The organism is Sphingomonas sp. Root720, assembly GCF_001428605.1.
In the GTDB taxonomy this organism is placed as follows: Bacteria; Pseudomonadota; Alphaproteobacteria; order Sphingomonadales; family Sphingomonadaceae; genus Rhizorhabdus.
In genome coordinates this window covers 413,810-439,278 of sequence record NZ_LMID01000011.1, presented here as the reverse complement: position 1 = coordinate 439,278, position 25,469 = coordinate 413,810, and the positions used below count along the sequence as shown (strand labels likewise).

At 67.2% G+C, this 25,469-nt stretch carries 27 protein-coding genes; 15 read left to right on the top strand and 12 right to left on the bottom strand.

The window, feature by feature from the left end; translation table 11 throughout:
* The first annotated feature begins 65 nt into the window (after window positions 1-65).
* Window positions 66-698 carry a TetR/AcrR family transcriptional regulator gene (locus ASE22_RS12895; RefSeq protein ID WP_156397304.1) on the top strand — a complete coding sequence of 211 codons (633 nt, stop codon included), beginning with the start codon at window positions 66-68 and terminating at the stop codon, window positions 696-698.
* A 117-nt stretch (window positions 699-815) separates the two neighbouring features.
* Here the strand turns inward: ASE22_RS12895 and rpsD are convergent, their stop codons facing one another.
* Window positions 816-1,430 (bottom strand): 30S ribosomal protein S4, encoded by a 615-nt coding sequence (gene rpsD, locus ASE22_RS12890; RefSeq protein WP_056361191.1) that lies wholly within the window; start codon window positions 1,428-1,430, stop codon window positions 816-818.
* Window positions 1,431-1,642: 212 nt separating this feature from the next.
* Between rpsD and ASE22_RS12885 the strand changes: the two genes are divergently transcribed.
* The 3 genes from ASE22_RS12885 to ASE22_RS12875 are packed head-to-tail and all read left to right on the top strand — an operon-like array spanning window position 1,643 to window position 4,534.
* Complete coding sequence (locus ASE22_RS12885) at window positions 1,643-1,984, top strand: chorismate mutase (protein ID WP_056359867.1); 342 nt, start codon at window positions 1,643-1,645, stop codon at window positions 1,982-1,984.
* Between the two features lie 37 nt (window positions 1,985-2,021).
* On the top strand, window positions 2,022-3,119 hold the full coding sequence (locus tag ASE22_RS12880; RefSeq protein WP_162257093.1) for an SGNH/GDSL hydrolase family protein: 1,098 nt from the start codon (window positions 2,022-2,024) through the stop codon (window positions 3,117-3,119).
* Window positions 3,119-4,534, top strand: a complete 1,416-nt coding sequence (locus ASE22_RS12875; RefSeq protein WP_056359861.1) for an MBOAT family O-acyltransferase — start codon at window positions 3,119-3,121, stop codon at window positions 4,532-4,534. The genes ASE22_RS12880 and ASE22_RS12875 overlap by 1 nt, the downstream gene beginning before the upstream one ends.
* Here the strand turns inward: ASE22_RS12875 and ASE22_RS12870 are convergent.
* Window positions 4,519-5,385 (bottom strand): sterol desaturase family protein, encoded by an 867-nt coding sequence (locus ASE22_RS12870; RefSeq protein WP_056359857.1) that lies wholly within the window; start codon window positions 5,383-5,385, stop codon window positions 4,519-4,521. The genes ASE22_RS12875 and ASE22_RS12870 overlap by 16 nt on opposite strands.
* A gap of 239 nt (window positions 5,386-5,624) precedes the next feature.
* Here ASE22_RS12870 and ASE22_RS12860 point away from each other — a divergent pair, with 239 nt between their 5' ends.
* Together ASE22_RS12860 and ASE22_RS12855 are read left to right on the top strand one after the other, a co-directional pair.
* On the top strand, window positions 5,625-7,076 hold the full coding sequence (locus tag ASE22_RS12860) for a UbiA family prenyltransferase (protein WP_056359850.1): 1,452 nt from the start codon (window positions 5,625-5,627) through the stop codon (window positions 7,074-7,076).
* Window positions 7,069-8,925, top strand: coding sequence for a hypothetical protein (locus tag ASE22_RS12855; RefSeq protein WP_056359847.1), 1,857 nt, complete (start codon window positions 7,069-7,071; stop codon window positions 8,923-8,925). The genes ASE22_RS12860 and ASE22_RS12855 overlap by 8 nt, the downstream gene beginning before the upstream one ends.
* Window positions 8,926-9,008: 83 nt before the next feature.
* Here the strand turns inward: ASE22_RS12855 and ASE22_RS12850 are convergent, their stop codons facing one another.
* The 7 genes from ASE22_RS12850 to ASE22_RS12820 all read right to left on the bottom strand — a co-directional run bounded on the left by ASE22_RS12850 (window position 9,009) and on the right by ASE22_RS12820 (window position 15,785).
* Window positions 9,009-10,034, bottom strand: a complete 1,026-nt coding sequence (locus ASE22_RS12850) for a hypothetical protein (RefSeq protein WP_056359843.1) — start codon at window positions 10,032-10,034, stop codon at window positions 9,009-9,011.
* A gap of 5 nt (window positions 10,035-10,039) precedes the next feature.
* Window positions 10,040-10,987 (bottom strand): PEPxxWA-CTERM sorting domain-containing protein, encoded by a 948-nt coding sequence (locus tag ASE22_RS12845; protein WP_056359840.1) that lies wholly within the window; start codon window positions 10,985-10,987, stop codon window positions 10,040-10,042.
* A 151-nt stretch (window positions 10,988-11,138) separates the two neighbouring features.
* Window positions 11,139-11,858: an RNA methyltransferase gene (locus tag ASE22_RS12840; RefSeq protein ID WP_056359836.1), complete on the bottom strand. Its 720-nt coding sequence runs from the start codon at window positions 11,856-11,858 to the stop codon at window positions 11,139-11,141.
* Between the two features lie 56 nt (window positions 11,859-11,914).
* The gene (gene nrdR, locus ASE22_RS12835) at window positions 11,915-12,376 is read right to left on the bottom strand and encodes a transcriptional regulator NrdR (protein ID WP_056359833.1); all 462 of its coding nucleotides are present in this window, start codon (window positions 12,374-12,376) and stop codon (window positions 11,915-11,917) included.
* Window positions 12,377-13,693 carry a serine hydroxymethyltransferase gene (gene glyA, locus ASE22_RS12830; protein WP_056359830.1) on the bottom strand — a complete coding sequence of 439 codons (1,317 nt, stop codon included), beginning with the start codon at window positions 13,691-13,693 and terminating at the stop codon, window positions 12,377-12,379.
* On the bottom strand, window positions 13,690-14,148 hold the full coding sequence (gene rpiB / locus ASE22_RS12825) for a ribose 5-phosphate isomerase B (RefSeq protein WP_056359827.1): 459 nt from the start codon (window positions 14,146-14,148) through the stop codon (window positions 13,690-13,692). The genes glyA and rpiB overlap by 4 nt, the downstream gene beginning before the upstream one ends.
* 77 nt (window positions 14,149-14,225) lie before the next feature.
* Window positions 14,226-15,785, bottom strand: a complete 1,560-nt coding sequence (locus ASE22_RS12820; protein WP_082545636.1) for an oligosaccharide flippase family protein — start codon at window positions 15,783-15,785, stop codon at window positions 14,226-14,228.
* Window positions 15,786-15,995: 210 nt separating this feature from the next.
* On the opposite strand from ASE22_RS12820, the gene ASE22_RS12815 reads away from it, so the two are divergent.
* From ASE22_RS12815 to ada, 3 genes are all read left to right on the top strand, one after another.
* Entirely contained in the window at window positions 15,996-16,508 is a 513-nt protein-coding gene (locus ASE22_RS12815) for a hypothetical protein (protein WP_056359820.1), read from the top strand.
* A 32-nt stretch (window positions 16,509-16,540) separates the two neighbouring features.
* Window positions 16,541-16,816: a hypothetical protein gene (locus ASE22_RS12810; RefSeq protein ID WP_056359817.1), complete on the top strand. Its 276-nt coding sequence runs from the start codon at window positions 16,541-16,543 to the stop codon at window positions 16,814-16,816.
* Between the two features lie 92 nt (window positions 16,817-16,908).
* Complete coding sequence (ada, locus tag ASE22_RS12805) at window positions 16,909-17,964, top strand: bifunctional DNA-binding transcriptional regulator/O6-methylguanine-DNA methyltransferase Ada (RefSeq protein WP_056359815.1); 1,056 nt, start codon at window positions 16,909-16,911, stop codon at window positions 17,962-17,964.
* 34 nt (window positions 17,965-17,998) lie between these two features.
* Here the strand turns inward: ada and ASE22_RS12800 are convergent, their stop codons facing one another.
* Complete coding sequence (locus tag ASE22_RS12800) at window positions 17,999-18,730, bottom strand: nitroreductase (protein ID WP_082545635.1); 732 nt, start codon at window positions 18,728-18,730, stop codon at window positions 17,999-18,001.
* Between the two features lie 236 nt (window positions 18,731-18,966).
* On the opposite strand from ASE22_RS12800, the gene ASE22_RS12795 reads away from it, so the two are divergent.
* The 3 genes from ASE22_RS12795 to ASE22_RS12785 are packed head-to-tail and all read left to right on the top strand — an operon-like array spanning window position 18,967 to window position 21,885.
* A complete protein-coding gene (locus ASE22_RS12795) occupies window positions 18,967-19,893 on the top strand; it encodes an acyl-CoA thioesterase (RefSeq protein WP_235536427.1) in 927 nt (308 codons plus the stop codon).
* Entirely contained in the window at window positions 19,890-21,428 is a 1,539-nt protein-coding gene (locus ASE22_RS12790; RefSeq protein ID WP_056359808.1) for a class I adenylate-forming enzyme family protein, read from the top strand. Before ASE22_RS12795 ends, ASE22_RS12790 begins: the two co-directional genes overlap by 4 nt.
* A 1-nt stretch (window position 21,429) precedes the next feature.
* A complete protein-coding gene (locus ASE22_RS12785; protein WP_156397303.1) occupies window positions 21,430-21,885 on the top strand; it encodes a MaoC family dehydratase in 456 nt (151 codons plus the stop codon).
* A gap of 15 nt (window positions 21,886-21,900) precedes the next feature.
* Here ASE22_RS12785 and ASE22_RS12780 read toward each other — a convergent pair whose 3' ends face one another.
* Window positions 21,901-23,148: an MFS transporter gene (locus ASE22_RS12780; RefSeq protein ID WP_056359802.1), complete on the bottom strand. Its 1,248-nt coding sequence runs from the start codon at window positions 23,146-23,148 to the stop codon at window positions 21,901-21,903.
* 124 nt (window positions 23,149-23,272) lie between these two features.
* Here ASE22_RS12780 and ASE22_RS12775 point away from each other — a divergent pair, with 124 nt between their 5' ends.
* From ASE22_RS12775 to ASE22_RS12765, 3 genes are all read left to right on the top strand, one after another.
* The gene (locus ASE22_RS12775) at window positions 23,273-23,680 is read left to right on the top strand and encodes a DUF2177 family protein (RefSeq protein ID WP_056359800.1); all 408 of its coding nucleotides are present in this window, start codon (window positions 23,273-23,275) and stop codon (window positions 23,678-23,680) included.
* Between the two features lie 4 nt (window positions 23,681-23,684).
* A complete protein-coding gene (locus tag ASE22_RS12770; protein ID WP_056359797.1) occupies window positions 23,685-24,059 on the top strand; it encodes a GFA family protein in 375 nt (124 codons plus the stop codon).
* A 112-nt stretch (window positions 24,060-24,171) separates the two neighbouring features.
* Entirely contained in the window at window positions 24,172-24,405 is a 234-nt protein-coding gene (locus ASE22_RS12765) for a hypothetical protein (protein ID WP_056601596.1), read from the top strand.
* 37 nt (window positions 24,406-24,442) lie between these two features.
* On the opposite strand, the gene ASE22_RS12760 is transcribed toward ASE22_RS12765, so the two are convergent.
* Window positions 24,443-25,468, bottom strand: a complete 1,026-nt coding sequence (locus ASE22_RS12760) for an SAM-dependent methyltransferase (RefSeq protein ID WP_056359791.1) — start codon at window positions 25,466-25,468, stop codon at window positions 24,443-24,445.
* Window position 25,469 lies beyond the last annotated feature (1 nt).

Genomic DNA, 25,469 nt, shown 5'->3' with positions numbered 1-25,469 from the left:
CGGCGATGTGCGCTTGGCCTCGCCTCTTGTCAATCTAAAACTGTACCATATAGTACGGTATGAATATGGACGAGGATAAGCCGCTCCTGAGTCGCCGCGAGGCGAGGAAGCTCGATCGCCGCGATGCGATCATCGGCGTCGCGCGTTCCTATTTCCTGCAGCATGGCTATGCGGCGACGACCATGTCGGGGATCGCAGCCGCGGTCGGTGGCTCCAAGGCGACATTGTGGAGTTACTTCCCGTCCAAGGAAGCGCTGTTCGAAGCCGTGCTGGATCAGGCGACGCTGGACTTCCGTCGGGAGATCATATCGCTGCTGAAGCCGGGATCGGACGTCGAGGCGACACTGCGCAGCTTCTGCCGGCGCTTCATCGAAAAGGTGACGAGTGCGCCATCGGTCTCTCTCCACCGGCTGATCCATGCCGAGGCGGGGCGTTTCCCCGAGATCGGTGAGATATTCTACCAGCGCGCGCCGAACACGATGACCCGGCTGCTGGGCGATTTCATCGATATGGCGATGGAGCAGGGGGGGCTTCGCCGCGGCGATCCCCGGCAGGCGGCGAAGCTGCTGATCGCGATGTGCCTGTATAACAACCACCAGCAACTGCTGCTGGGGCGGATCGATCTGGTCGACGCGGCGCAGATCGAAGCCGATGCGGACATGGCCGCGAACGTCTTCCTGCGCGCTTACGCGCCCTGAGGCGAACGATCGGGGGCGATCGATCGGGCAGGCGCGCGATCGCTTCGGGCGCGACAGGCCTGAACGCAATAGGGCGGCCCGAGGGCCGCCCTTCGCTTGTTCCGATCCGGAGACCGATCAGCGCGAGTAGAACTCGACGACCAGGTTCGGCTCCATCTTAACCGGGTAGGGCACCTCGTCGAGGGTCGGCACGCGCACGAAGGTGACCTTCGCGCCGCCGTCCTGGGCGATATATTCGGGGACGTCGCGCTCGGAAAGGCCCTGGGCCTCGAGGACCAGCGCCATTTCCTGCGCCTTGGAGCCGAGCGTGATCTCGTCGCCCGGCTTCACCTGGCGCGACGCGATGTTGCATTTCACGCCGTTGACGCGGATGTGGCCGTGGCTGACCAGCTGGCGGGCGGCGAAGATCGTCGGCGCGAACTTGGCGCGGTAGACGACCGCGTCGAGGCGGCGCTCGAGCAGGCCGATCAGGTTCTGCGAGGTGTCGCCCTTCATCCGCGAAGCTTCGGTATAGTTCCGCTTGAACTGCTTCTCGGTGACGTCGCCATAATAGCCCTTGAGCTTCTGCTTCGCCTTGAGCTGGATGCCGTAGTCCGACATCTTGCCCTTGCGACGCTGTCCGTGCTGGCCGGGACCATATTCGCGCTTGTTGACCGGGCTCTTCGGGCGACCCCAGATGTTCTCGCCCATGCGGCGGTCGAGCTTGTACTTGGCGCTGGTGCGCTTCGACATGATGTCTTCCTTCAATCGCTACAACGTTGCCCGCCGTCGCCGAAGCGGGGCGGGGTCGATCCCGGTATTTCGCGCTGCGCGGTTCCGCCAAGAAGTTCTGGGGATCCGGCAGGGCCACCACTTCACCGGGGTGTGGGGCCGATTGCGAAGGCGCGCCTATGACGGCGAAGAGGCGGATAGTCAAGCCTGTGCGGCTTCGCTAATGGGGCAGCATGACCGAGAAGATCGAGAAAGCACCGCCCAGAGCCGTTCCTGCCGCCGAGTGCACCGAGATGGGGGAGGTCCGGGCGGCGATCGACAGCCTCGACACGCTGATCGTCAGCCTGCTCGCCGAGCGGATGCGCTATATCGAGGCGGCCGCGCGGATCAAGCCGATCCGCGAGGCCGTCCGCGACGAGGTACGCAAGGCGGAGGTGATCGCCCATGCCGTCAAGGTGGCCGATGACCGCGGCTTTCCGCCCAAGCTCGCCTATCGCCTCTACGACATGCTCGTCGAGGGCTCGATCGCGCACGAACTCGATGTTTTCGACCGAGGGCCGGCGGACGAGGGCTGACGCCGGTTAGGGACTAGCATTGGGGAAGGGGGGGCCTTTGACCGATCTTGGGAAGCCGTCGAGGCGCGCCGTGCCGAACGGCTGGCTGGCGATCGGCCTGCTCGCGTTCGGCCTAGCGTCGGCCGAGCTCGCGCTGCAGATCCGCTCGCAGATCAAGACCGGCACCAGCCTGCTCAACCCGCTGAGGCAAGTCTCCACCTACATTGTCGATCCGGCGACGGGCCTCAGCGTCTATCGACCGAACAGCGTGATCGGTGGGACCGACATCCGGATCAGAACCAACCGCTACGGGCTTCGCAGTCCCGACATTCCGGCTCGCCCCTTGCCGAACGAGCTGCGGATCGCGGTGATCGGCGCGTCGACGGTCGCGGGCGTCTATACCCCGACCAACGAGCAGACCTTCTCGCAGCGACTGGCAGTCCGATTACGCGCGCACTATCCGGACAGGCCGGTCAACGTCATCGACGCCGGTATTCCCGGCTATTGGCTCCACGACATGCACCGCATGCTCGATGTACGGGTGGTTAACCTCCGGCCCCGCCTGATCATCCTCTATGCGGGCTCCAACGATATCGCCGGGCTGTGCCAGGTGCGGTCCCGCGTGCGGCCGAATACGCGGATCGCGCTCCCCTATCCGGCGCTGGAAAAGGCGCTGCTCCTGCGGGATATCACCAAGAAGAACACGATCGCCATACGGACCAGCCACCTCCTGAGCCCGTCCGGGCCGGCCAAGCCCGACACGTTCGACGCGGCGTATCTCGCCTCCTACCGCGAGGAGTTGAGGGCGATGTTCAGGACGGCGCGGCAGCGGGGGATAGACATGATCATGGTCACCAGCGTCAAGGCCTACCGGAAGGAAATGCCGCTGATCCAGCAGGAGCAGGTCGCCCGAACGGCGCTGTCCTATTATGACGACTGCTTCAGCCTCGATGGAATCTACCGCGCCGAGCGAAGCCTGACCGGCGTCCAGAGGGAGGTTGCGGCCGAATATGGGCAGCGCTTCGTCGACATATCGAAACTGGTTCCCGGCGGGAGGCGGCATTTCCTCGATTCGACACATTTGACGCCGCTCGGCGAACAGGCGGTGGCGAAGGCGATCTATCCCCATCTTCTTGCGGCCCTGGGACCGAACTGATGCAAGTCACATCGCCCGCCTTCTTCCTACTGACGATCGCGGGCTGTCTCCTCCTGCTGCTTCTGCGAAAGTCCGAGACGTCGAAGAAATGGCTGCTCATCCTCCTGAGCCTGCTGTTCTACGCCACCTACGACGTCCGGTTCATCCTGATATTGGGCTTTGTCGGCACGGTCAGCCATTTCACCGGGAACCGCATCTTCGCCGCCGCCGACCATGAGGAACGAAGCCGCTGGCTATGGGCTGGCACGATCGTCGGCCTGCTGCCGCTCCTCCTCTACAAATATCTGCCCGTGATTCCCGGCGCTCCGAACCTGCTCGCACCGGACTTGCGGATCCTCGAGGACTGGATCGGCGCCGGCCTCTGGCCGATCGGCATATCCTTCTACACCTTCCAGGCGCTGTCCTATCCGTTCGACATCCATCGCGGCAGGCTGAAGAAGCCTGCGCCGGCGCTGGACTATGCCTGCTTCATCACCTTCTTCCCCAAGCTGCTGGTCGGCCCGATCAGCCGGGCAACGGATTTCCTTCCCCAGCTCGAACGGCCGATCAGGATCGCCGACGGAAGCCAGGCGTCGACGGCGCTCTTCCTGATCGCGCAGGGTCTCATCAAGAAACTCGTCATCGCCGACATATTGGGAAACCAGTTCGTCAATCCGGCCTTTGCCCATCCCGAAGGCCATGCCGGACCCTTCCTTCTGACTGCGATCTTCGCCTACAGCTTCCAGGTCTATTTCGACCTGTCGGGCTATACCGATATCGTCCGCGGTGCCGCCCGGCTGATGGGTTTCGAGCTTCCCATCAATTTCGCCCGACCCTATCTCGCCGCCTCGATATCGAATTTCTGGCAGCGCTGGCACATCAGCATGTCGTCCTTCTTTCGCGACTATCTCTATTTCGCGCTCGGCGGGGCGAAATACGGCAACGTCTATGTCAATCTGCTGATCACCTTCGTCGCGATCGGCATGTGGCACGGGTCGACGCTCAATTTCGCGCTATACGGCCTGATCCACGGGTCTCTCGTCTGCTGGGAGCGATATCGCCGCAAGTCGACGGAACGGCGCGGGCGACGGGACGATCCGCAGGGGGCGGGGCTCGTCGTCGCCATCGCGGCGACCTTCACGATCATATCCTTCGCGCGAATCCTGTTCCGGGCAGACACGGTCGAGAAATGCCTGTCGATTCTGGCGGGCCTCACCAACTTCGGCGATTTCAGAATGCCGGTGAGCGACGTTGCGTTTCTCGTCCTCGGCCTGGCCGCCCTGTCGAGCTTCCTGCCGGACCGCTGGATGCCGGACCTCGAAGGCCGCTTCGCCCGATGGCCGGCTCCCGTGCAGGCGATGGCGGCCGGGTGCGCCGTCTTCGTCTGCTTCGTCCTGCCCACGTCCCCCGTGGCGTTTATCTACGCGCGGTTCTGAGCGGCCCCGCCGTCGTCGCCGGTGGCCGGGGAGAGCGTCTCCGCCTCGCCGTCACTCGGCGCGGCGATCAGCATCTCGGGGCGGTTCTCCGGCGCGATGCCGTAGCTGGGAGGCCATTGCTTCGCGGGAAGATGGTGGGTCCCGAAAAGGCGGTCGTAGATCGGCAGCGTCGACGCATAATTGCGGTTCACATGATCGACCCGCGAATGGTGCCAGTGATGGAAGCGCGGCGACGACAGGATATGCTCGAACCAGCCCAGCCGGACGTTCAGATTGGCGTGGATGAAGAAACCCCATATGGTTCCGATGATCAGCACGACGATGGGCACGATGCTGCCCGATCCCGATCCCGGGGTGCCGAGCCCGGCCATGTTGACGAGGCTGAGCCCGAACATCCGCGTGAAGATGACGTCGATCGGATGGGCGCGGGTATTGACCAGCCAGTCCATCCTGACCGGTTCGTGATGGATGGCGTGGAACCGCCACAGCCAGGGCACCTGGTGCATGATCCGGTGGCCCCAGTAAAAGCCGAACTCGCCGATCAGAACCGCGAGTCCGATCTGGACGGAGATCGGCAGGCCGACGATCCAGATGCGATAGGCCTGGGGCAGCGCCTGGTTGGAAAGGGCCGCCACCGTTCCGAGCGGAACGGCCAGCACGAAGACGGGGATCAGGCCGGACAGAAAGAAATAGCCGAGGTCCATCAGCATCTGCGGCCGCCGGATCGACTGGCGACTGACCCCCGCCAGCCGTTCGAGCGGAACGAACAGCGCGATCAGGATGAAGAGCCACACGATCTGGCTCACCACGACCTTGGCGAGGAGGGGCAGGTCTGCGAACACCGTCAGCATGTCGTTCCCATAGTCCGCGCCGATACGGACCCATAGATGGAAAGCGGTCTGCTTTCAATTTGGACGCCGCGACATGGGATTCCGGGCATGGCGCGCGCCGTGCCGCAGCGGGCCGGCTTGCAATCCCGCCCGAATCGGGCGATCGGAAAGCGCGTCTTTGGTCGGGGGTCGGCGGGGGGATATGGTCAGGTCCGGAACGGCTCGCTCAACGCCGATGCGCGCGCGCATCGGGCGATCGCATGGCTGACCAGGCGCCGCTGCCGCTCGTCGTCGATCTCGACGGCACGCTGACCCCGGCCGACACGCTGGTCGAATCGATCGTCGCGCTCGTCAGGAAATCGCCGCTGAACCTGTTCCGGCTGATCGCGTGGCTCTTCGGCGGACGGGCGGCCTTCAAGCGCGCGGTCGCCGCCCACGTCACGCTCGACGGCGCGACGCTGCCGTACAACCAGCCGCTGCTGGCATGGCTGCGCGGACAGAAGGCGCAGGGCCGCGGGATCGTGCTCGCGACGGCCGCGCACAGCAGCATCGCCGAACAGGTGCAGCGGCATCTCGGCCTGTTCGATCTCGTGATATCGACGTCCGACGGCGACAATCTGAAGGGCGCCGCGAAGCTTGCGGCGATCCGCACCACGATCGGCGAGCACTTCGTCTATGTCGGCAATGGCGGTCCCGACATGCAGGTTTGGGCGGGATCCGAAGCCGCGATCGCGGTCGATGTGCCGGCCGGCCAATTGCGGCGCCTCCGCGCGTCGGCGACGATCGAGCGCGAGTTCCTTTCGAAGGAGCCGCGGCTCGGCCTGTGGCTGCGCGCGCTGCGGGTCCATCAGTGGACGAAGAACGCGCTGCTGTTCGTGCCGCTGCTGACCGCCTTCTCCTTCCTGCAGCTCGGCAAGACGCTGGACGTGTTGCTGGCCTTCGTCGCCTTCTGCCTGGTGGCCTCGGCGAGCTATATCCTCAACGACATCGTCGACCTGGACCATGACCGGTCCCATCCCCGAAAGAGCGGAAGGCCCTTCGCGAGCGGACGGCTGCCCCTGCTGCAAGGAGTCGCGGTGTCGATAGCGGGTCTGGTGGCCGGCATCCTCGTCGCGATGGCGGTGTCATGGGCGTTCGTCGTCATGCTGCTGTCCTATCTCCTGCTCACCAGCGCCTATAGCTGGACGCTCAAGCAATATGTCCTCATCGACGTACTGACGCTGGCGCTGCTCTACAGCTGGCGCATATTGGCCGGCGCGGTCGCCATCGACGTCCGGCTGAGCTCATGGCTGCTGGCCTTTTCGGTCTTCGTGTTCCTCAGCCTCGCCCTGATCAAGCGGTGCACCGAATTGCTGGTGACGCAGCGCAGCGGCCGGATGGGCCTGCGCGGCAGGGACTATCAGTCGACCGATCTGGCCGTCCTGTGGCCGCTGGGGGTCGGGAGCGCGCTCTGCTCGGTGGTGATCTTCGGGCTGTTCATCAGCTCGGCCGAGACCCAGGACCGTTACGCCAGCCCCCAGCTGCTGTGGCTGGCCGCCTTCGGGCTGATCTATTGGCTGGGACGCATGTGGGTGAAGACCTCGCGCGAGGAGATGCATGACGATCCGATCGTCTTCTCGTTCAAGGACAAGGGAAGCCGGATCGTCGTGGCGGGGATCGTCGCGGTCATGATCGTCGCGCGCTTCGCACATATCGGGATATTGAATGGATAACGGGGTCGGGCGCTCGTCCTGGAGCGATCGGGCGTTGTTCTGCGCGCTGCTGGTCGGCGCGACCCTCGCGTCGATGGCGGCGACGGGGTTCCGCTTCGGCGTCAACAACAACGTCTTCCACATCCCCTATGTGCTCGACTATGCCGGCCTTCCGCAGTTCCGGGACGATCCGGTCTACCGGTCGCTCGACAAATTCGTCTCGCTCGCCTGGCCGGCGGTACGGCTGGTCAGCACCGAGGCCAATGTCCGGGCGGTCTTCCTGGTCGGCCTCGTCCTCGGCCGGCTGGCGGCGATCGCGGCCTTTCTCTGCTTCTTCCGGCTCAACGGGCTGTCCGGCCGGTGGGCGTTGGTCGCGGCGATGGCGGTGGTTTCGGCGACCCCGTGGCTGGCCCAGCTCGCCGTCATCGGGGGGCATGGCCTGTTCATCGGCTATTTCACCCATTCCGAGCTTAGCTGGGGTCCACTGCTCGGCGCGTTGCTCGCCGTCCAGCGCGGGCGCCTCGCTCTTGCCGGCCTGCTTTGCGGCATCGTCTTCTGCCTGAACTTCTTCGTCGGGCTATGGCTGCTCGCTGCGATTGCCCCACCTGTCCTCGCTTCGGTGCGCGGCTGGCCGATACCCGCTTTCCTGTCGCGGCTCGCGCCGATGGCTCCGGTCGGCCCGGCGATGATCGGCCGGGCGCTGCTGGTGTTCCTCCTCACCGCATCGCCGGTGATCGTCTGGGTGGCGTCCACCCTGCTCGAGACGAGGAGCGCGCCGCCCTTCGACTATGCCGCCTATCTGCGGCTCTATTTTCCGGATCATTCGCTGATCGACGCCGCGCCGGCCACCGAACGGCTCGAACTGGCGCTGGTCTTTGCCGCCTATGTGCTGGCAGCGCTCCTGTCCCGCGGCGCGCGTTTCTGGACGCTGGTGCTGGCGGGCTGGTCGCTGCTGTTCGTTCTGGGCGCGGCCGGCCCTTATCTGGTGGACAGCAAGCTCCTGTTCAACCTGAACGCGGTCCGCTCCGCCGGCTTCGTGCAGTTTGTCGGTTTCGGCCTGGTCATTCTCGCCGCGATACGGGCGGCAACCGATGGCGGATCGCGCGACTGGGAACGCCTCGCCGGATGTCTCGTCCTTGCCGAACTGGTCCAGCCCGACCGGCAAGTCTTCCAGCTGCTGACCGTCGATCTCCTGCTCGCCGCGCTGCTGGCCTTTCGCCACCGGCCGTCGAGCCTGTCGGTGCCGCTGCTCGTCGTCGGCTATGCGGCACTGGTCGTCCTGATCCTCGTCACGCAATTCTCGGCCGCTGCCGGATGGTCGCCGACCGTCCTCCTGCGCCTGGTCCTGCTGTTCGCGCTGGGCGGAAGCCTGCTGCGCGGATGGCGCCCATTGGCCATGGGGCTGGTCGCGGGGCTTGCGCTGCTGAACGTCGCGACGCTGGTGAAATGGCGTGCCGACGGCATGGCGAAGCGGACCGAGGCGGAACGGCCCTTCCGGCAGATGGTCGACTGGGTCCGGCACGGCACGCTCGCCGGTCCCTTCCTCGTCCCGGTCGACAAGGACCATCGCGACCTGTTCGACGATTTCCAGCTCCTGACCCTGCGCCCCGTCTGGGTGGACTGGAAGCAAGGGGCGGTGGTGATGTGGGAACCGGCCTTCTATCGGCGCTGGTCGAGCCGCTACGCCGCGGTCAAAGGCTTCCGCCGCGCCGAACAATACCTGGCCTATGCGGCGGCAAACGGCATCCCCTTCGTCGTCCTGCCCGAGGACGTCGGTGGTTGCGGCGCAAGCCGCACCCTCTACCGGAGGGACGGCTATTCGATCTGCGCGCCCGTGCCCGCCGCTGTCCCGGTTTCCGCGCGGCGATAAGGCCGCGGCCGTGACGGCCCGGCGACGTGCCCCGGCGCCGGCGCGAGGCCCGGTTCCGGACGTTCCGTTTCAGGCGGGCCGTTTCAGGCGGGCGCGCGGATTTCCGCCGGGATGTCAGGCCAGTCGTCGAGCAGCATGCGTTCGTCGCGTGGCCGGCCGGCGCCCTCGGCGATCGCCTCATATTGCACCGATCGGGCGCGGACTCGGTCGCGCGACAGCCGATGGACGAGCCCGCCGGCGAGCGAGCGATGAACCCTCCGCCAGTCGACGCCGGGCAGCGGGCTTTCATGGACCTTGTTGTGGAAGCGGACGTCGGACCGCACCAGCCGATACTGCGTATCAGGATAGAAGGCGGATGGCCTGGCATCGACGAGATTGAGCCGGGCAAAGCCGACCACCTTGTCGGCATGACGATCGGCATCGGCGACGATCGCCGCGAGATTGGCGGCCAGCCGATCGTCGGGGGTCTCGTCGGTGTCGAGGTGGAGGATCCAGCGGGTGCCGGCGCGTTGCTGCACGCGGTTCCGCTGGGCGCCGAAATCGCCGGCAAGGGGGGCTGCGTCGATCGCGAGGCGGGGGGCGCCGGGCACCGCCGCCAGCGCGGCGCGCACCCTGTCGGCGTCGGCGGCGCCTCCGTCGACCATCACCGCGATCGCGCTGAAGCGGGCGCCGTGGCCGGTCGCCAGGTCGACCAGCGCCGGAAGGTCGGCGGGACGCATGATGCACCCCAGCGCCACGTCGGCCGGCGGATGCCCGGGCGCTTTCGTCGCGGAGCGACGCGCCTCGAAGTCCGCCAGGGTGACGGCGGACCGCAATATCCGGACCGGAACCCGCCCCAGCAGGCGCGCCGTCAGCGGCCCCAGCGTCGCCGTCCGGTCGAAGCGGCTGGCCAGCGAGCGGAGCGTCTCGAAGCCCAGGATCAGTCCCTCGAACCGGACGAGGCCACGCCGGAAACCCAGGCGGCGGCGCGTGGCAATGGCTGCAAGTCGGGGGTCGTCATAAGCCGGCGGCGGACCGTCGATCCACGCGAGGCCACATTGTTCGCAACCGTTACTGTCGGGGGCGACGGGCGCGCTGCACAGCCCGCAGCGGACGGGCCCGACCGGCATCACCGTCAGACGATCTGGGCCTTCATCACCTCACGGCTGACCGGGGAGCGCCGGTTGCTGCGCATGATGCCGCCGACCAGCCCGAACCCGATGAGCATCATCGCCCAGGTCGAGGGTTCCGGAATCGCCTCGAGGTTGAGGCCGTCGATCAGCGCGAAGGGGGGTTGCCCGAGAGGCAGGCCGTAAGCGAGCAGGGACAGCTTCTGCGTGGTGTCGTTGGCGGTGAAGTACATCGTCTGGAACTGCCAGGGCACGAAGCCATGGTTCGCGTTGGTGACGGTCGAGGTGGATTTGATCTGGTCGCCGGGAGAGGTGACGTAGGTCGAGTGCCCGTCGCGGAAATCGAGGAAGATCGGCGCGTCGGGCGGGAGCGTATAGTCGCAGACGCCGAAGCAGACCTGCCAGGCGTCCTGCGTGACGCCGTTATAGGTGCTCTGCTGGGCTGCCGCCCACCAGAAGGTCAGCTTGTAGACCTTGCCGACTTCCAGCCCGGTGACGACCTGCTCGATCGGCGCGTTGCCATAGGCACCGTCGGCGCCGATGAAATTGCCGCCCGTCGGGCTGTTCGTCAGGCCATTGTTGGTCGCGCTGTCTGGTCCCCACAGCGAAAGCCGCAGCGAGGTGTCGCAGGTGCCTAGGATGCAAGCGCCCTTGGAGTAGTCGTCCGCGCCGGTAGCCGACTGGGGGTTGCCGCCGTTATAGGTCGGGTTGTCGACGAAGACGAAATTATAACCTTTGGTCGCCCAGCCGGTAACGGTCGGCAGGTTCTTCGCCGCGGCGTTGAGCACGGTGTTGTCGAGCGAGTTTCCAAACAGGGTCGAATGCAGCGCATTGCCGTTGGTCATCGTGACCATCTCGAAGTCGCCGTTGACCAGGAGGTTGGCAGCCTGAAGCTGTCCCCCGATGAGGCCGCCGAACAAAGCTGTCAGCAGCGCGAGCAGCCTGACGCACATCTCTTCATTACCCCCGGCACAAAACGCAATCAGATATCTGTACGATATTTTTCCAGTAAACACAAGATTCGGCGGATTTTTGCGGTTTACAGCAAGTTTACAATGTGCCAGCGGGGCTATTGCACGGAAAAGTGCCGAGTCCGCGGCCCTTTTATCGGTTTCTGGGCTTTTCCAGCGTGCTCAATACGCCCCGCAGCGTACGAACTTCCTGCGCATTCCATGCTGCTTTAGTCAAAACGCCGCGCAGCGTCCGGCGCGTCGCGGTGGCGCGGTGCGGCGGGAAGAAGTAACCCGATTCGTCGAGCATCCGGTCGAGATGATCGATCAGACCCTCCAGTTCGAACTGCGAGGCCGGTGGATCGAGCTCCACCGATGGAGGGGAGGCGAGCGCCATCCCCTTCGACCATTCATAGGCGACCAGGATGACCGCCTGGGCGAGGTTGAGGCTGCCGAAATCGGGATTGATCGGCACGGTGACGATCGTCCGGGCCAGCGCGACGTCGTCGGTCTCCAGCCCCGATCGCTCCGGCCCGAACAATATGGCCGACCGGCCCCGCTCGGCGTGGATTTCCCGCGCGGCTTCCTCGGGCGTCACGACCGGCTTGGTGACGCCGCGCTTGCGGACGGTGGTGGCATAGACATGCGCGCAATCGGCGGTGGCGTCGGCGACGCTGTCGAACAGCTGCGCCCGTTCCAGGACCAGGTCGGCGCCCGATGCCGCAGGGCCGGCCTGCGGATTGGGCCAGCCGTCGCGGGGGTCGACGAGCCGCAAATCGACCAGCCCGAAATTGAGCATCGCCCGCGCCGCCTTGCCGATATTCTCGCCAAGCTGGGGGCGGACCAGGACGACGACGGGGGGAGGGGCTTCCATGACGGGCACTCGATCTGCGATGGTCGGAAGGGGCGTGCAACGCGCCGCCGCCGGTATCATTCCTTGCCGGCGTCGCTCACCGCACCGGCGAAATCCTCGAAATCCTTGGCTTCGCGGAAATCCTTATAGACGCTCGCGAAGCGGATATAGGCGACGCTGTCGAGCGCCTTGAGCCCGTCCATCACCATGCCGCCGACCGAGGCGGCGGGGATCTCGCTGTCGCCGCTGGTCTCGATCTGGCGCTGGATCGCGGTCGCGAGCCGTTCGATCCGCGCGGGATCGACCGGCCGCTTGCGGCAGGCGACGCTGATCGAGCGTTCGAGCTTGGAGCGGTCGAACACCTCGCGGCGGCCGTCGCTCTTCACCACCGTCATCTCGCGAAGCTGGATCCGCTCGAAGGTGGTGAAGCGCGCGCCGCACCCCTCGCATTGCCGCCGCCGCCGGATCGCCGCCCCGTCGTCCGTGGGGCGGCTGTCCTTCACCTGGCTGTCGTCATGGGCGCAGAAGGGGCAGCGCAATTACAGCTCCGGATAGATCGGAAAGCGGTCGCAGAGCGCTTCGACGCGCGCCTTGACGTGCGCCTCGGTCTGGCCGTTGCCTTCCGGTCCGTTCTTGGCGAGGCCGTCGAGCACGTCGGCGATCATGTCGGCGATGTCGCGGAACTCGGCCGGGCCGAAGCCGCGGGTCGTGCCGGCGGGCGAGCCGACCCGGATGCCCGAGGTCTTGACCGGCGGCAGCGGATCGTTGGGGACGCCGTTCTTGTTGCAGGTGATGCCCGCACGCTCGAGCGCCTCGTCGGCGTCGCGGCCGGTAACGCCGATCGGGCGAAGGTCGACCAGCGCGAGATGCGTGTCGGTGCCGCCCGAGACCAGGTCGGCGCCGCGCTCCTTGAGGCGGGCGGCCAGCACCTTGGCGTTCTCCACCACGGCGGCGGCATAGGCCTTGAACTCGGGCTGCAGCGCTTCGCCGAAGGCGACCGCCTTGGCGGCGATGACGTGCATCAGCGGGCCGCCCTGCAACCCCGGAAAGACCGCCGAGTTGATCTTCTTCGCGATCGCCTCGTCGTCGGTCATGATCATGCCGCCGCGCGGGCCGCGCAGCGTCTTGTGGGTCGTCGTGGTGACGACATGGGCATGGCCGAAGGGCGTGGGATGCACGCCGCCCGCGACCAGGCCGGCGAAGTGCGCCATGTCGACCATGAACAGCGCGCCGACCTCGTCCGCGATCGCGCGGAAGCGGGCGAAGTCGATGTGGCGCGGATAGGCCGACCCGCCGGTGATGATCAGCGTCGGCTTGTGCTCGCGCGCCAGTGCCTCGACCTGGTCGAAGTCGATGCGGTGATCGTCCTCGCGGACGCCGTACTGGACGGCGTTGTACCACTTGCCCGACAACGCCGCCTTGGCGCCGTGGGTCAGATGGCCGCCGGCATCGAGGCTGAGGCCCATGATCGTGTCGCCGGGCTTGGTCAGCGCCAGCATCACCGCGCCGTTAGCCTGCGCGCCCGAATGCGGCTGGACGTTGGCGAAGCCGCAGCCGAACATCTGCTTGGCGCGGTCGATCGCCAACTGCTCGACGACGTCCGACGGATGGCAGCCCTGATAATAGCGCTTGCCCGGATAGCCCTCGGCATATTTGTTGGTGAAGACCGAGCCCTGGGCCTCCAGCACCGCCTTGGAAACGATGTTCTCCGAGGCGATCAGCTCGATCTGCTTCTTCTCGCGCGCGATTTCCTGGGTCAGGCCGGCGAACACGGCGGGGTCCGCATCGGCGAGGCCGCGCGTGAAGAAGCCGTCGGGCTGGACGTCGGACAGGTTGGCGGCGGGGTGGCTGCTCATGCGTGGTCCTTGTGGAAGCGGGGGTGGGTGAGCTTGTCGACGCGCCGCTGATGGCGGTCCCCGGCGAAGGGCGTCGACAGGAAGGCGTCGACGCAGGCCCGCGCCTGTTCGATGCCGATCAGGCGTGCGCCCAGCGCGATGACGTTGGCGTCGTTGTGTTCGCGCGAGAGACGGGCCGACAGGACTTCGGAAACCAGCGCGCAGCGCGCGGCGGGATGGCGGTTGACCGAGATCGAGATGCCGATGCCCGACCCGCACAGCGCGATGCCCCTGGCCGCGTCGCCCGCGGCGATCGCGTCGGCGAGCCTGTAGCCATAATCGGGGTAGTCGACCGATGCCGGGCCGTCGGGGCCGAGATCGAGGACCTCATGGCCTTCGTCTCGCAGCCATGTGACGAGAGCGGACTTGAGGTCGAACGCGGCATGATCGGATGCGATGGCGATAATCTCGGCCATATCCAGTCCAGTGCTGACGAGTCGGGTGTTGCGGGGTCTCTAAGGCCCAGAGCCGCATCGGGCAAGCCGCGTCGGCGTCAGGCCCGCGCCGCCGGAACCTCCCTGCCGATCAGCGCCTTCGACAGGACGTGCAGCACGTCCTTCTCGACGAAGAAGAGCGTTGCGAGCCAGGCGGCCACGGTCATGACCGCCGCCAGCAGCAGCGCCATGACGTGGGGCAGGGCGAGCCGGTCCGCGAGCCTCAGCGCGGCCTCGCCCGCGGCGAAGACCGTCAGGCAACAGACAAGACCGGGGCGCAGCGCGCGTGCCAGGCCGGCCGGGGCGACGATTCCGAGCCGGAATCCGATCCACGACGCCGACACGACATAGGTGAGCGCCCAGAGCATCATGCCGCGCGCGATCCAGTCCAGATCGGTCTGTCCCAGCAGCAGCACGGTCAGGACCCGCGCGCCCTGTTCGGCCGCGTTGAGCAGGAACAGTTCGCGCGTGCGGCCGAGCGCCAGCAGGGCCGAGTTGATGATCACGAACTGGCCAATCAGCGCGGAGGACAGGCACAGCCAGAAGGCCGGGCCGATCGCCCCCGCCCATTGCGCGCCGTAGAGAAACAGGATCAGCGGCTGGGACTGCGTGGCCATCGCCACCAGCGCCGGCCCGAACAGGCAGGCGAACAGGCGCATGCGCGTTATCGTCAGGTCGCGGATGTGGTGGCCTTCGCGCATGTCGTTCGCCATCATCGGCGCGAGCAGGTGCAGTGTGGGTGGGGCGACGTAGTTCCACATCATGCGGGGCAGGCTTTCGGCGCGACTGAACAGCCCCGCCTCACCGACGCCCAGGGTTCTGCCGATGACCAGTTCGCCCGACCGCCCGCCGAGCTGGTCGAGCAGGGACGATCCCATCGACCAGCCCGATATCCGCCAGATGTGCCACCAGCCGCCGAACCGGGGCAGCGTCCGCATCAGATCGGCCGCGCGCCACCACAGCGCCAGCGCGGTGACGATCGTTCCGGCCAGATCGCCCCAGGCCATCGATACCGCGCCATGTCCGAGCGCCGCCAGCAGGATGCTGACGCCGGCATTGACCACGGCGCCGAGGATCGCGGAGGCGGCGATGCGGCGGACCTCGAGATGCCGGGTGCGCACGCCGTTGGCCAGGATCAGCAGCGGGGATACGAAATAGCCGAGGCCGGCGATCAGCAGCACGTCCGCAGTGGCCGGGCTGGCGTAGAAGTCCGCGATCGGGCCGCGCACCGCGATGACGAGGATGCCCAGCAGGAAGCTGAAGGCGCAGGCCAGGCCGAAGGCGCTCGCGACCTTCAACCGGGTCAGCTCGCGCTCCTGGATCAGGAAGCTGTTGAGGCCGGCGAGGCGCAGCACCTGCGCCACGACGATCGCGGCGAGCCCCACCGAATAGGCGCCCATCTCCTCGGGGCCCAGCAGGCGCGCGACGACGATGCTGGCGGCGAAGTTGACGACGAACTGGACGCCCTGGGAATAGGCGGCCCATCGCAGCATCCAGAATCGATCGCCGGCCATCGACGGGGCGATCAGGGCGTGGGGTATCGCGGCGGGGTGCGGACGGGACAGGGTGGCTGCCGCCGGTTCGTCGCGCCGTCTCTGCTCATTCGGCGCTGATATCATGCGGCTTCGGAGCCGTACATGTTCAATCCGCAGGCGCGCGCGAACAAGCGCACCGAAATCCCCAGAGCGTGCGAGTTTCGGCTCCTAAGTGATTGGGATCGATGACCTTGTCCGGGTCGGTAGGGCCAGCCGCGGCGATCTTTTTGGTTGACCTCGGGCGGGTTGATCCCTTTGAGTCCGGGCCATCGCACGGCGACGAGGAGGAGTTCGATGAAGATTCGCACCGGTGCCGGCCTGGCGGCCATGCTGTTCGTGATCGCCTGCGCGCGCGGCGAGGACGCGCATCCGATCGAAAATGCCGCCACGGTCGAGGAGACCGCCGCGGAAGATGCGATCGACGATGTCGATCCCACCGGCAATGTCTCGGCGAGCAGCTTGCCGACCGACGCCTGGGTCGGGAAGTGGATCGGCGTCGAGGGGCTGGTTCTCGACATCCAGCCGGCGGGCGAGCGCGGCCATTACATGCTGAGCGTGACCCTGCTCGACGGCACGAAGAGCTATGAGGGCACCGCCGACGGCGACATGATCCGCTTCACCCGCAACGGGCGCCCGGAAAGCATCCGCGCCGCGACCGGCGATCAGACCGGCCTGAAATGGCTCGCGGGCAAGAAGAACTGCCTGATGATCCAGCAGGGCGAAGGCTTCTGCCGCGAGGATGCGGATGCCGCGCCGGCCGGCGGGCCTGCGCCGCAGCCCGGCGCGGAACCTGCCGCCCGGCCTTGAAATAGCCGGTTTTCGGGGCTAGGGGCGCGGCCATGACCAAGCCCGCGCCGCTGATGACCGCTCAGGAGTTTGCCGACCGCGCCCGTGAGATCGTTGCGACGATGCGCGGCCACGCCGCCCATCGCGCGATCGACCTGCTGACCAACGACGTGCTCCGCGGTCTCGGCTATGGCGAGGGCATCGAGATCTTCGAGGCGCAGGTCGGCCATTGGCACGAGGCGGATGCCGTCTATCCGCATATCGGCCCATGCCCCGATTGCGAGCGCGCCCACCGCGAGGATGAAGGCGAGCGGCGCGCCGCCGCCTGACATTTTTCGATTTGAAAGCAAGGGGCGGGAGGCACCGTCCCGCTGGCATCGCCATCGTCTTCCCACCATATGATCGTGGGAAAGGGTATGAGATGCTGATGGACGCCACCGTCAACGATCCGCGCTGGATGAAGCTCGTCACCCGGGATGCGGGTGCCGATGGCAGCTTCGTCTATTCGGTGGCGACGACCGGCGTCTATTGCCGGCCGAGTTGCCCCGCACGCACCCCGCATCCGCGCAACGTCGCCTTCCATGCCGATCCGGCGGCGGCCGAGGCGGCGGGCTTCCGTCCGTGCAAGCGCTGCCGCCCCACAGAGGCGCCGCTCGCCGAACGGCAGGCGGCGGTCGTCGCGACAGCGTGCCGGCGGATCGAGGCGGCCGAGGAGGCGCTGTCGCTCGGCGAGCTGGCCGACGGCGCGGGACTGAGCCCGCACCATTTCCACCGCATGTTCAAGGCGGTCACGGGCCTCACTCCCAAGGGCTATGGCGACGCGCACCGCGCGCGGCGGGTCCGCGCGGCGCTGGGCAAGGGCGCGCAGGTGACCGAGGCGCTCTACGACGCGGGGTTCGGATCGAGCGGCCGCTTCTATGCGGCGGCCGATGCCGCGCTCGGCATGCTGCCCCGCGCCTATCGCAAGGGCGGCGCGGCGGCCGCGATCCGCTACGGCATCGGCGACAGCTCGCTCGGCCGGGTCCTCGCCGCGGCGAGCGAGCGGGGCGTCTGTGCGATCATGCTCGGCGATGACGATGCCGAACTGGTCGCCGACCTCGGCCGGCGCTTCCCCAATGCGCGGACGATCGCGGCCGATGGCGACTTCCAGGCGACGGTCGACGCGGTCGTGGCGCTGGTCGAGGAGCCCGAACGCGGTCTGTCGCTGCCGCTCGACATTCGCGGCACCGCCTTCCAGCGCCGCGTGTGGCAGGCGCTGCAGGCGATCCCTGCCGGGGAGACCCGCAGCTATGCCGGCCTCGCCCGCGAGATCGGCGAGCCGCGTGCCGCCCGCGCGGTGGCCGCCGCCTGCGCCGCCAACCGGCTGGCGGTGGCGGTGCCGTGCCACCGGGTCATCCACAGCAACGGATCGGACACCGGCTATCGCTGGGGCGTCGAGCGCAAGCGCGCGCTGTTGAAGAAGGAAGCGCGGGGATAGCCGCCGACGCGCGGCCGGGTTGCCGGGCCGGCGCCTACTCCACGTACCGCACCACATTCTCCAGGCGCTCCCGCGTGGTGCGGAAGCCGTTGGCGGGGTGCGCCGGATCGGGATAGCCGAACGAGATTCCGCAGACGATCTTGCGCTGGGCCGGAATGGCGAAATGGTCGCGCACGAAATCGGCGACCCCGGCCAGCGCCGCCTGCGCAATCGTGCCGAGGCCGAGGCTCTGCGCGGCGAGCATGACATGGGCGACATAGGCGCCGCAGTCGATCGCCCCATAGGCGCCGAGATCCTCCTCGCTGGTGACGATCATGACGTGCGGGGCGCCGAACAGGCGGAAATTCTCGAGCACCTGGCGGCCCGATCCCTCGCGGTCGCCCTGCGCGATCCCGACCGCCTTGTAGAGCGCCCAGCCGGTCGCGCGCTGGCGATCCTTGTAGACGCCGACATAGCGGGTCGGAAAGGCGAAGTCGGGTCGCTCGGGGCGGTTGGTCTGGTCGGCCCAGTTCTGGCTGGCCGCGAAGGCATAGAGCCGCTCGCGGAAGCGGTCGGTCGCCGCGCCCTCGGTGACGATCGCTTCCCAAGGCTGCGAATTGCACCAGGAAGCGGCGCCCTGCGCGATCGTCAGCATCGCGTCGATCGTAGCGCGCGGCACCGGGGTCGGGAGAAAGCCCCGGCAGCTATGGCGTTGCTCGACGAGCCGGGCGAGCGTTCGGGCGTCGTCGGACAGATCGGCATCTATCGCCAGGACCGGCATGGGCATCTTCCTCTCCTGTTTCGGGCAGATATATCTAACGACGGATGATTTGCAATGGCCGGTAAAGCCGCCAGCCTTCCCCCTATGGCGCGACCGTCGCCGCGCGGACGAAAGCTCGGAAAACCGAGATTTTTCCAAAATGTATAGACATTAGAAACTCGCGGGTGCACCGCAACGCGGGTAGTTTACATATCCAATCACTGAGTGGTAAGGCACGGCAAAAGACCGAGGGCGAGGCTGCTTTGATCACCGTCACCGACGAACTTCTCGACAGCGCGCGGCAGGACCGCATCACCATGCTGCGGCGGCTGATCGACCGCATGGGCCGGATCGCGCCCGCCGATGGCGGCGGCGACCGCTTCGTGCTGGAACCGGCGATCGGCGCGTTCGACCGCGTCTACGGCGGCCAGAGCCTCGCTGAGGCGCTGATCGCGGCGGCGCGCACCGTCGGGGAGGGGCGGCGCCTCAACTCGGCGCATTGCTATTTCCTGCGGCTCGGCGATCCGCGCAAGCCGGTGGTCTATGTCGTCGACCGGCTGCGCGATACGCGCTCCTTCTCTGTACGGCAGGTCCGCGCCGAACAGGACGGGCAGGCGATCATCACCGCCACCTTCTCCTTCGCGGCGTCCTCCGGGGGGATCGAGCATCAGCGCCCGTCGCCCGATGCGCCCCTGCCTGAGGAGATACCGTCGCGCGACGTGGCGCTGCTCGCGCTGCACGGCGGCGACCTGCCTCGCAATTCGGGCGTGCCCTGGCCGATCGACCTGCGCCATGTCGACCAGCCGCCATGGGAGAAGCGGATCGGCGACGGCCGCCACCGCGTCTGGATGCGCGCCGACGAGGAGCTGCCGGACGATCCGCTGCTGCACGCCTGCCTGCTGCTCTATGCCAGCGACCTGACCATGGCCGATGCCGTGACCAACCAGCATCCGATCGTCTGGGAGGACCTGATCGCCGCGCGCGGCCTGTTCGGCGCGTCGCTCGACCACGCCTTCTGGCTGCACGTCCCGGCGCGGATCGACCAGTGGCTGCTCCATGTCCAGGAATCGACGCGGGCGGCCGACGGCCGGGGTTTCACCACCGGACGATTCTACGACCGGTCCGGCGTTCTGGTCGCGTCGGTGGCACAGGAAATCTTCATAAAGACCATAAGCGGAGAGACGGCATGAAGCCTTGGGTCAAGGACTGGGTGGCCTATCACGGAGCGCTGCGGCCTGACGCGCCAGCGGTCACCTGCGTCGAGCAGGGCGTGACCTTGAACTGGGGAGATCTCGATCGCCGGGTCGGGCGGCTCGCCCACCTGCTGCGCCACCGCTTCGGCCTGCAACCCGGCGACCGCGTCGCTTCGATCACGGAGAACGACACCCGGCTGTTCGAACTGCAATTCGCCTGCATGCGCGCCGGGCTGATCTGGGTGCCGCTGAGCTGGAGACTCGCTGTCGGCGAGCTGGTGACGCTGGTGCGCGACGCCGCGCCGGCGATCATGGTCTACGACGATCCGTGGCGCGAGGTCGGCGAGGCGGTCGCAGATGCCACCGGCATCGAGCAGCGCATCCTGTGGTCCGACGATCTCGACCGGAGCGACTATGACCGGCTGATCGCCGACGCGACCGAGGCGATGTCCGGCGGCGTCCATGACGAGGAACAGCTGACCCATATCCTCTACACGTCGGGAACCACCGGCCTGCCCAAGGGCGCGCTGTGCAGCTGGGGAACGCTCAAGCATCACGCGATCAATGCGGCGCAGACCTCGCGCGCGTCGGAGCGCGGCAACCATCATCTCAACATCGTCCCGCTGTTCCATGCGGGCGGCCTAAACACCTTCTCCAATCCGACGCTCTACTGGGGCGGCCATGTCACGACCACGCGGCGCTTCGATCCGGCGGTGTCGCTTCAACTGCTCACCGATCCCGAGGTGGGCATCACCCATCTGTGCGGTGTCCTGCAGATGTACGAGCTGATCACCGCGCTGCCGGCGTTCGCAGAGGCGCGCTTTCCGAACCTGCGCAACGGCCTGTTCGGCGGCTGGGGCCCGAAGACCGTCTGGGTCCACCAGACCTGGCAGGCCCGCGGCTTCTTCCTCCAGCTTTCCTATGGTTCGACCGAGCAGGGGCCCCTGGTCACGGTGCTCGACGGCGGCCGCGATCTCGCGCTCGCCAATTGCTCGGGCTTCGTCCTGCCGGGCACCGACCTGCGGCTCGTCGATCCGGAGGGCAGGGATGTGCCGCAGGGTGAGGTCGGCGAGATCTGGACGCGCGGCCCGGCGATCACGCCGGGCTACTGGAACCGCCCGCGCGAGGATTATTTCGAGGGCGACTGGTTCCGCACCGGCGACTGCGGGCGCTTCGACGAAGCGGGGCGGCTCTACGTCGTCGACCGGCTGCGTGAGGTCTATCGATCGGGCGGCGAGAATATCTATCCGGCCGAGGTCGAGCTGGCGCTGGCCGACGCGCCCGGGGTCAAGGAGGTGGCGATCATCGCGGTTCCCGACGATCGCTGGGGCGAGGTCGGTCTGGCGATCGTCGAGCCGATGCCCGGGGCGGAGGTGGACCTCGACGTCCTGCTGGCACATGCCGACGGACGGCTGGCGCGCTTCAAGCTGCCCAGGCATTTCGCGACCATCGCCGAGATGCCGCGCAGCGCGACGCTCAAGATCGACCGGGCATCGCTCAAGCAGACCTACGGCGCCGCGCCGGCGGTCTGAAGTGGCTGGGCAATCGCTCGCGGAGATGGCGGCGCTGGCCGGACGGGAGATCGGCCGGTCCGACTGGATCGCGATCGAGCAGGAGCGGATTGCCCGCTTCGCCGACGCGACCGACGACCGCTCCGCGATCCATCTCGATCGCGCGGTGGCGCAGGCTGCCGGGTTCGACGACACCTTCGCGCAGGGCTTCCTGACCCTGTCGCTGCTGATGCGCCTGCAGGAAGGCGTGGTCCCCGAGCCCGAGGATATGAAGAGCGGCTTCAACTACGGCCTCGACCGGGTCCGCTTCCTCTCGCCCGTGATGACCGGCACCCGCATCCGCGCCCGCTTCGGGCTGCTGGCACTGGAGGAGGTCCGGCCCGGCCATTGGCGCCGGACGCTCGACGTCACCATCGAGGCGGAGGGACAGGACAAGCCCGCACTGTCGGCGCGGTGGATCGGCTATTACATCGTTTGAAGCGCCCGCTTCCCTTTACGGGTCGAGCTGGCGCAGACCTTGTTCGTCCCGCACCCGCCGGGTCAGGGCGAGCGAGAGCAGTGCCGCCCCCGCGAATGCCGAGGCGATGACGAAGGCGGCGCCCGGGAAATAGACCGGCGCGTCCGGGCCCGTGAACCAGGCGAGGGCGGGGTTGAGCAGCAGCGGCGCGGCGATCGCGCCGACCGCGTTGAGGCTGCCGATGAAGCCCTGCATCTCGCCCTGCGCGTCGGTCGGCGCGCGCTGCGACATCAGCGCGGTGATCGACGGCTGGACCAGCGCCTGCAGCGCGGTGATCACGATCACGATCATCCCGAACCAGGCATAGGGGACGAGAGCATAGCCGAGATAGCCGAACATCGCGACGGTGACCCCGATCATCGCGGTGCGCCGTTCGCGGAAGCGCTCGACCACCCGGCCCAGCACCGTTGCCTGCACGATCGCCATCGACACGCCCGCCAGCGCCAGCGAAAGGCCGATCATCCCGTTGGACCAGCCATATTGGGCGATGGCGAAGAAGGCCCAGGTTGCCGGATAGACCATCGAGGCGATGTTCCAGAGCAGCAGGATGCCGGCCAGCCCGAGCACGCCGCGCATCTTGCGCGCCATCAGCAGCGCGCCGACCGGATTGGCGCGGGCGAGGCTGAACCGGCGGCGGTTCTCCGGAGCCAGCGTCTCGGGGAAGAAGAAGAAGCCGAAGGTGAAGTTGATCGCCGAGCAGATGGCCGCGGCGTAGAAGGGCATCCGGTGGCCGAACTCGCCGAGGATGCCACCCAGCGCCGGGCCGAGGATGAAGCCGATCCCGAACGCGGCGCCGACCAGGCCGAAACGCTTGGCCCGGTCCTCGGGGGCGGTGATGTCGGCCAGCGCGGCGGTCGCGGGGCTGAACGAGGCGCCGAATACGCCCGCGATCAGCCGGCCGACGAACAGCAGGGTGAGGGTGTGGGCGAAGCCCATCAGCACATAGTCGACCGCGAGGCCCGCGAGCGACAGCAGCAGTACCGGGCGCCGGCCGAAACGATCGCCCAGATTGCCGGCGAGCGGCCCGCACAGGAACTGCATCAGCGCATAGACCACCGAGAGCCAGCCGCCCATCCGCGTCGCCGCCGGCAGGTCGAGCCCGCCGACCTCCATCACGAGCCGCGGCAGTACCGGGATGACGATGCCGAAGCCGATCGCGTCGATCAGGATGGTGGCGACGATGAAGACGGTGGCGTTGCCCCGGCCACGCTCAGAAACCGACATGCTATCCCCGAATCCCCGCCAGGCCCACGCGGGCGCCCGCTTCATCGGCGCTCGGGATCGAAAAGACAAGGATGACGGCGGCCGAAGCTTCGTCCATGAAGAGAGTCGACAAGGGGAGGCCCGCATGACCCGGATCATCATCGCCTATTTCGCGACACTCGTCGTCTTCGCGATCATCGACGCCATCTGGCTGACCCAGGTCGGCCCGTTGCTCTACCGCCCGATCATCGGGTCGATCCTCGCGCCCGAGCCGCGCATGGCTCCGGCGGTGATCTTCTATGCGCTCTACATCGCGGGGCTCATCACCTTCGCGGTCCATCCGGCGCTCCTGACCGGCCAGTGGCAGACGGCGCTGATCAAGGGCGCGCTGTTCGGCTTCTTCGCCTATGCGACCTACGACCTGACCAACCAGGCGACGCTGACGGTCTGGTCGACCAGGATCACCGTGGCGGACATGGCGTGGGGTGCCTTCGTCTCGGGGGTCGGATCGGCGGGCGGCTTCCTCCTCACCCGGCTCGTGACGCGGGGCTGACCGGATGAAGGTCGAGGGCGGCTGCCATTGCGGGCTGGTGCGGTTCGAGGCGGAGGTCGGCGACGAGCCGCTGGCGATCCTCGATTGCAACTGCTCGATCTGCTCGATGACGGGATATCTGCACCTGATCGTGCCCGATACCCGTTTTCGCCTGCTCGAAGGGCAGAAGGACACGACAACCTACCGCTTCGGCAGCGGCAAGGCGCGGCACATCTTCTGCTCGCAATGCGGGATCAAGAGCTTCTACCGGCCGCGCTCGCACCCCGAAGGGATCAGCATCTCGCTGCGCTGCATCGACGACTGGCGGAACCTGAAGGTCGACATCGTCCCGTTCGAGGGCCGCGACTGGGGTCGTGAAGAGAATGTGCCCGGAGTCTAGTCCCGGGACCCGGTGCCCGCATATCGACGCCCGCCGCGAACCGATGGTCGCTTCGTCGGGAACCCCTGGCCCCGCCGGACGCTTGATAGCGGGGGAAACACAGAGGGTTCGCGTGGCACTGACGACCTTATTCGCCTTGGCCGGAATGGCCGTCGCACAGCCGGGCGGTTTCCCGGCCGGGGGCATGACCTTCGACATCCTCTCCGCCGCCGACGAGGCTGCGTCCGAGGAGGATCTCGAGAATCAATGGTCGATCCCCGCCCTCGACGACGCCGACGACGACGGACCGAAAGGTGCGCAGCTCCGCCTTCGCCTGCTCAAGCTTAAACTGAAAGTACCGATCTAAGCAGCTCTATCCAAACGGTTTGTGCCGAGCGACGGCCTCAGGCCGCTGGCTTGAGCCGGTAGTGGCTGACCGCCCAGGGCACGCCGTCCTTGTGGCCGAACAGTCCCGCCGTCGCCAGGAAGAACAGCCGCCAGCGGCGTTCCCACAGCTTGGCGTCCTTGCCGTAGGTCTGGCGGAAGATTTCGGCGATCGCGGGCTGGTTGGCGTCGAAACGGGCCAGCCAGTCGAAGGCGGTGCGGGCATAGTGCTTGCCGTTCCAGCGCCACTCCTGCTCGACCGTGAACAGGTCGGGAAAGTGGCGGAGCAGGCCGTGGCTGGGCATGATCCCGCCGGTGAAGAAATGCTGCGCGATCCAGTCGGCCTTGTCGGCATGGTCGAAGCGGTAGCTCGCCCGGTCGTGGGTGAAGATGTGGATGAACAGGAAGCCGTCGGGCTTCAGCCAGCCCTTCACCCTGGTCAGTAGCGCCTGCCAGTTCGACATATGCTCGAACATCTCGACCGAGACGACCCGGTCGAAGCGGGCATCGGCCTCGAAGTCGTTCATGTCGCAGGTGACGACGGTCAGGTTGGTCGACCCCTGCGCCGCCGCCAGCTTCTCGATATGCGCGCGCTGCGAGCGGGAGTTGGAGACGGCGGTGATCCGCGCGTTCGGATAGCGCGCCGCCATGTACAGGCTGAGCGAACCCCAGCCGCAGCCGAGTTCCAATATCTCCTGCCCGTCCTCGAGGCCGGCATGCTCGGCGGTCTGGGCGAGGGCGGCTTCCTCGGCCTCGGCGATCGTGGTGTCGGGGCCGTCATAATAGCAGCAGCTATATTTGCGGCGCGGGCCGAGGCACAGGTCGAAGAAGGCGGCCGGCACTTCATAATGCTGGGCATTGGCGTCATCGGTATGGATCGCGATGGGATAGTCCGCCATCGTCCGCGCGAAGGCCTCGTTGTTCTCGGGTTCGCGCGCCAGCTTGCGGCCGGTGCGGCCGACGAGGAACTCGACCCCCGCCAGCGTAACGGCGTCGGGAAGCGGCAGCCGTTCGACGGCTGCGGTGGCGGCGGCTATGATGTCCATG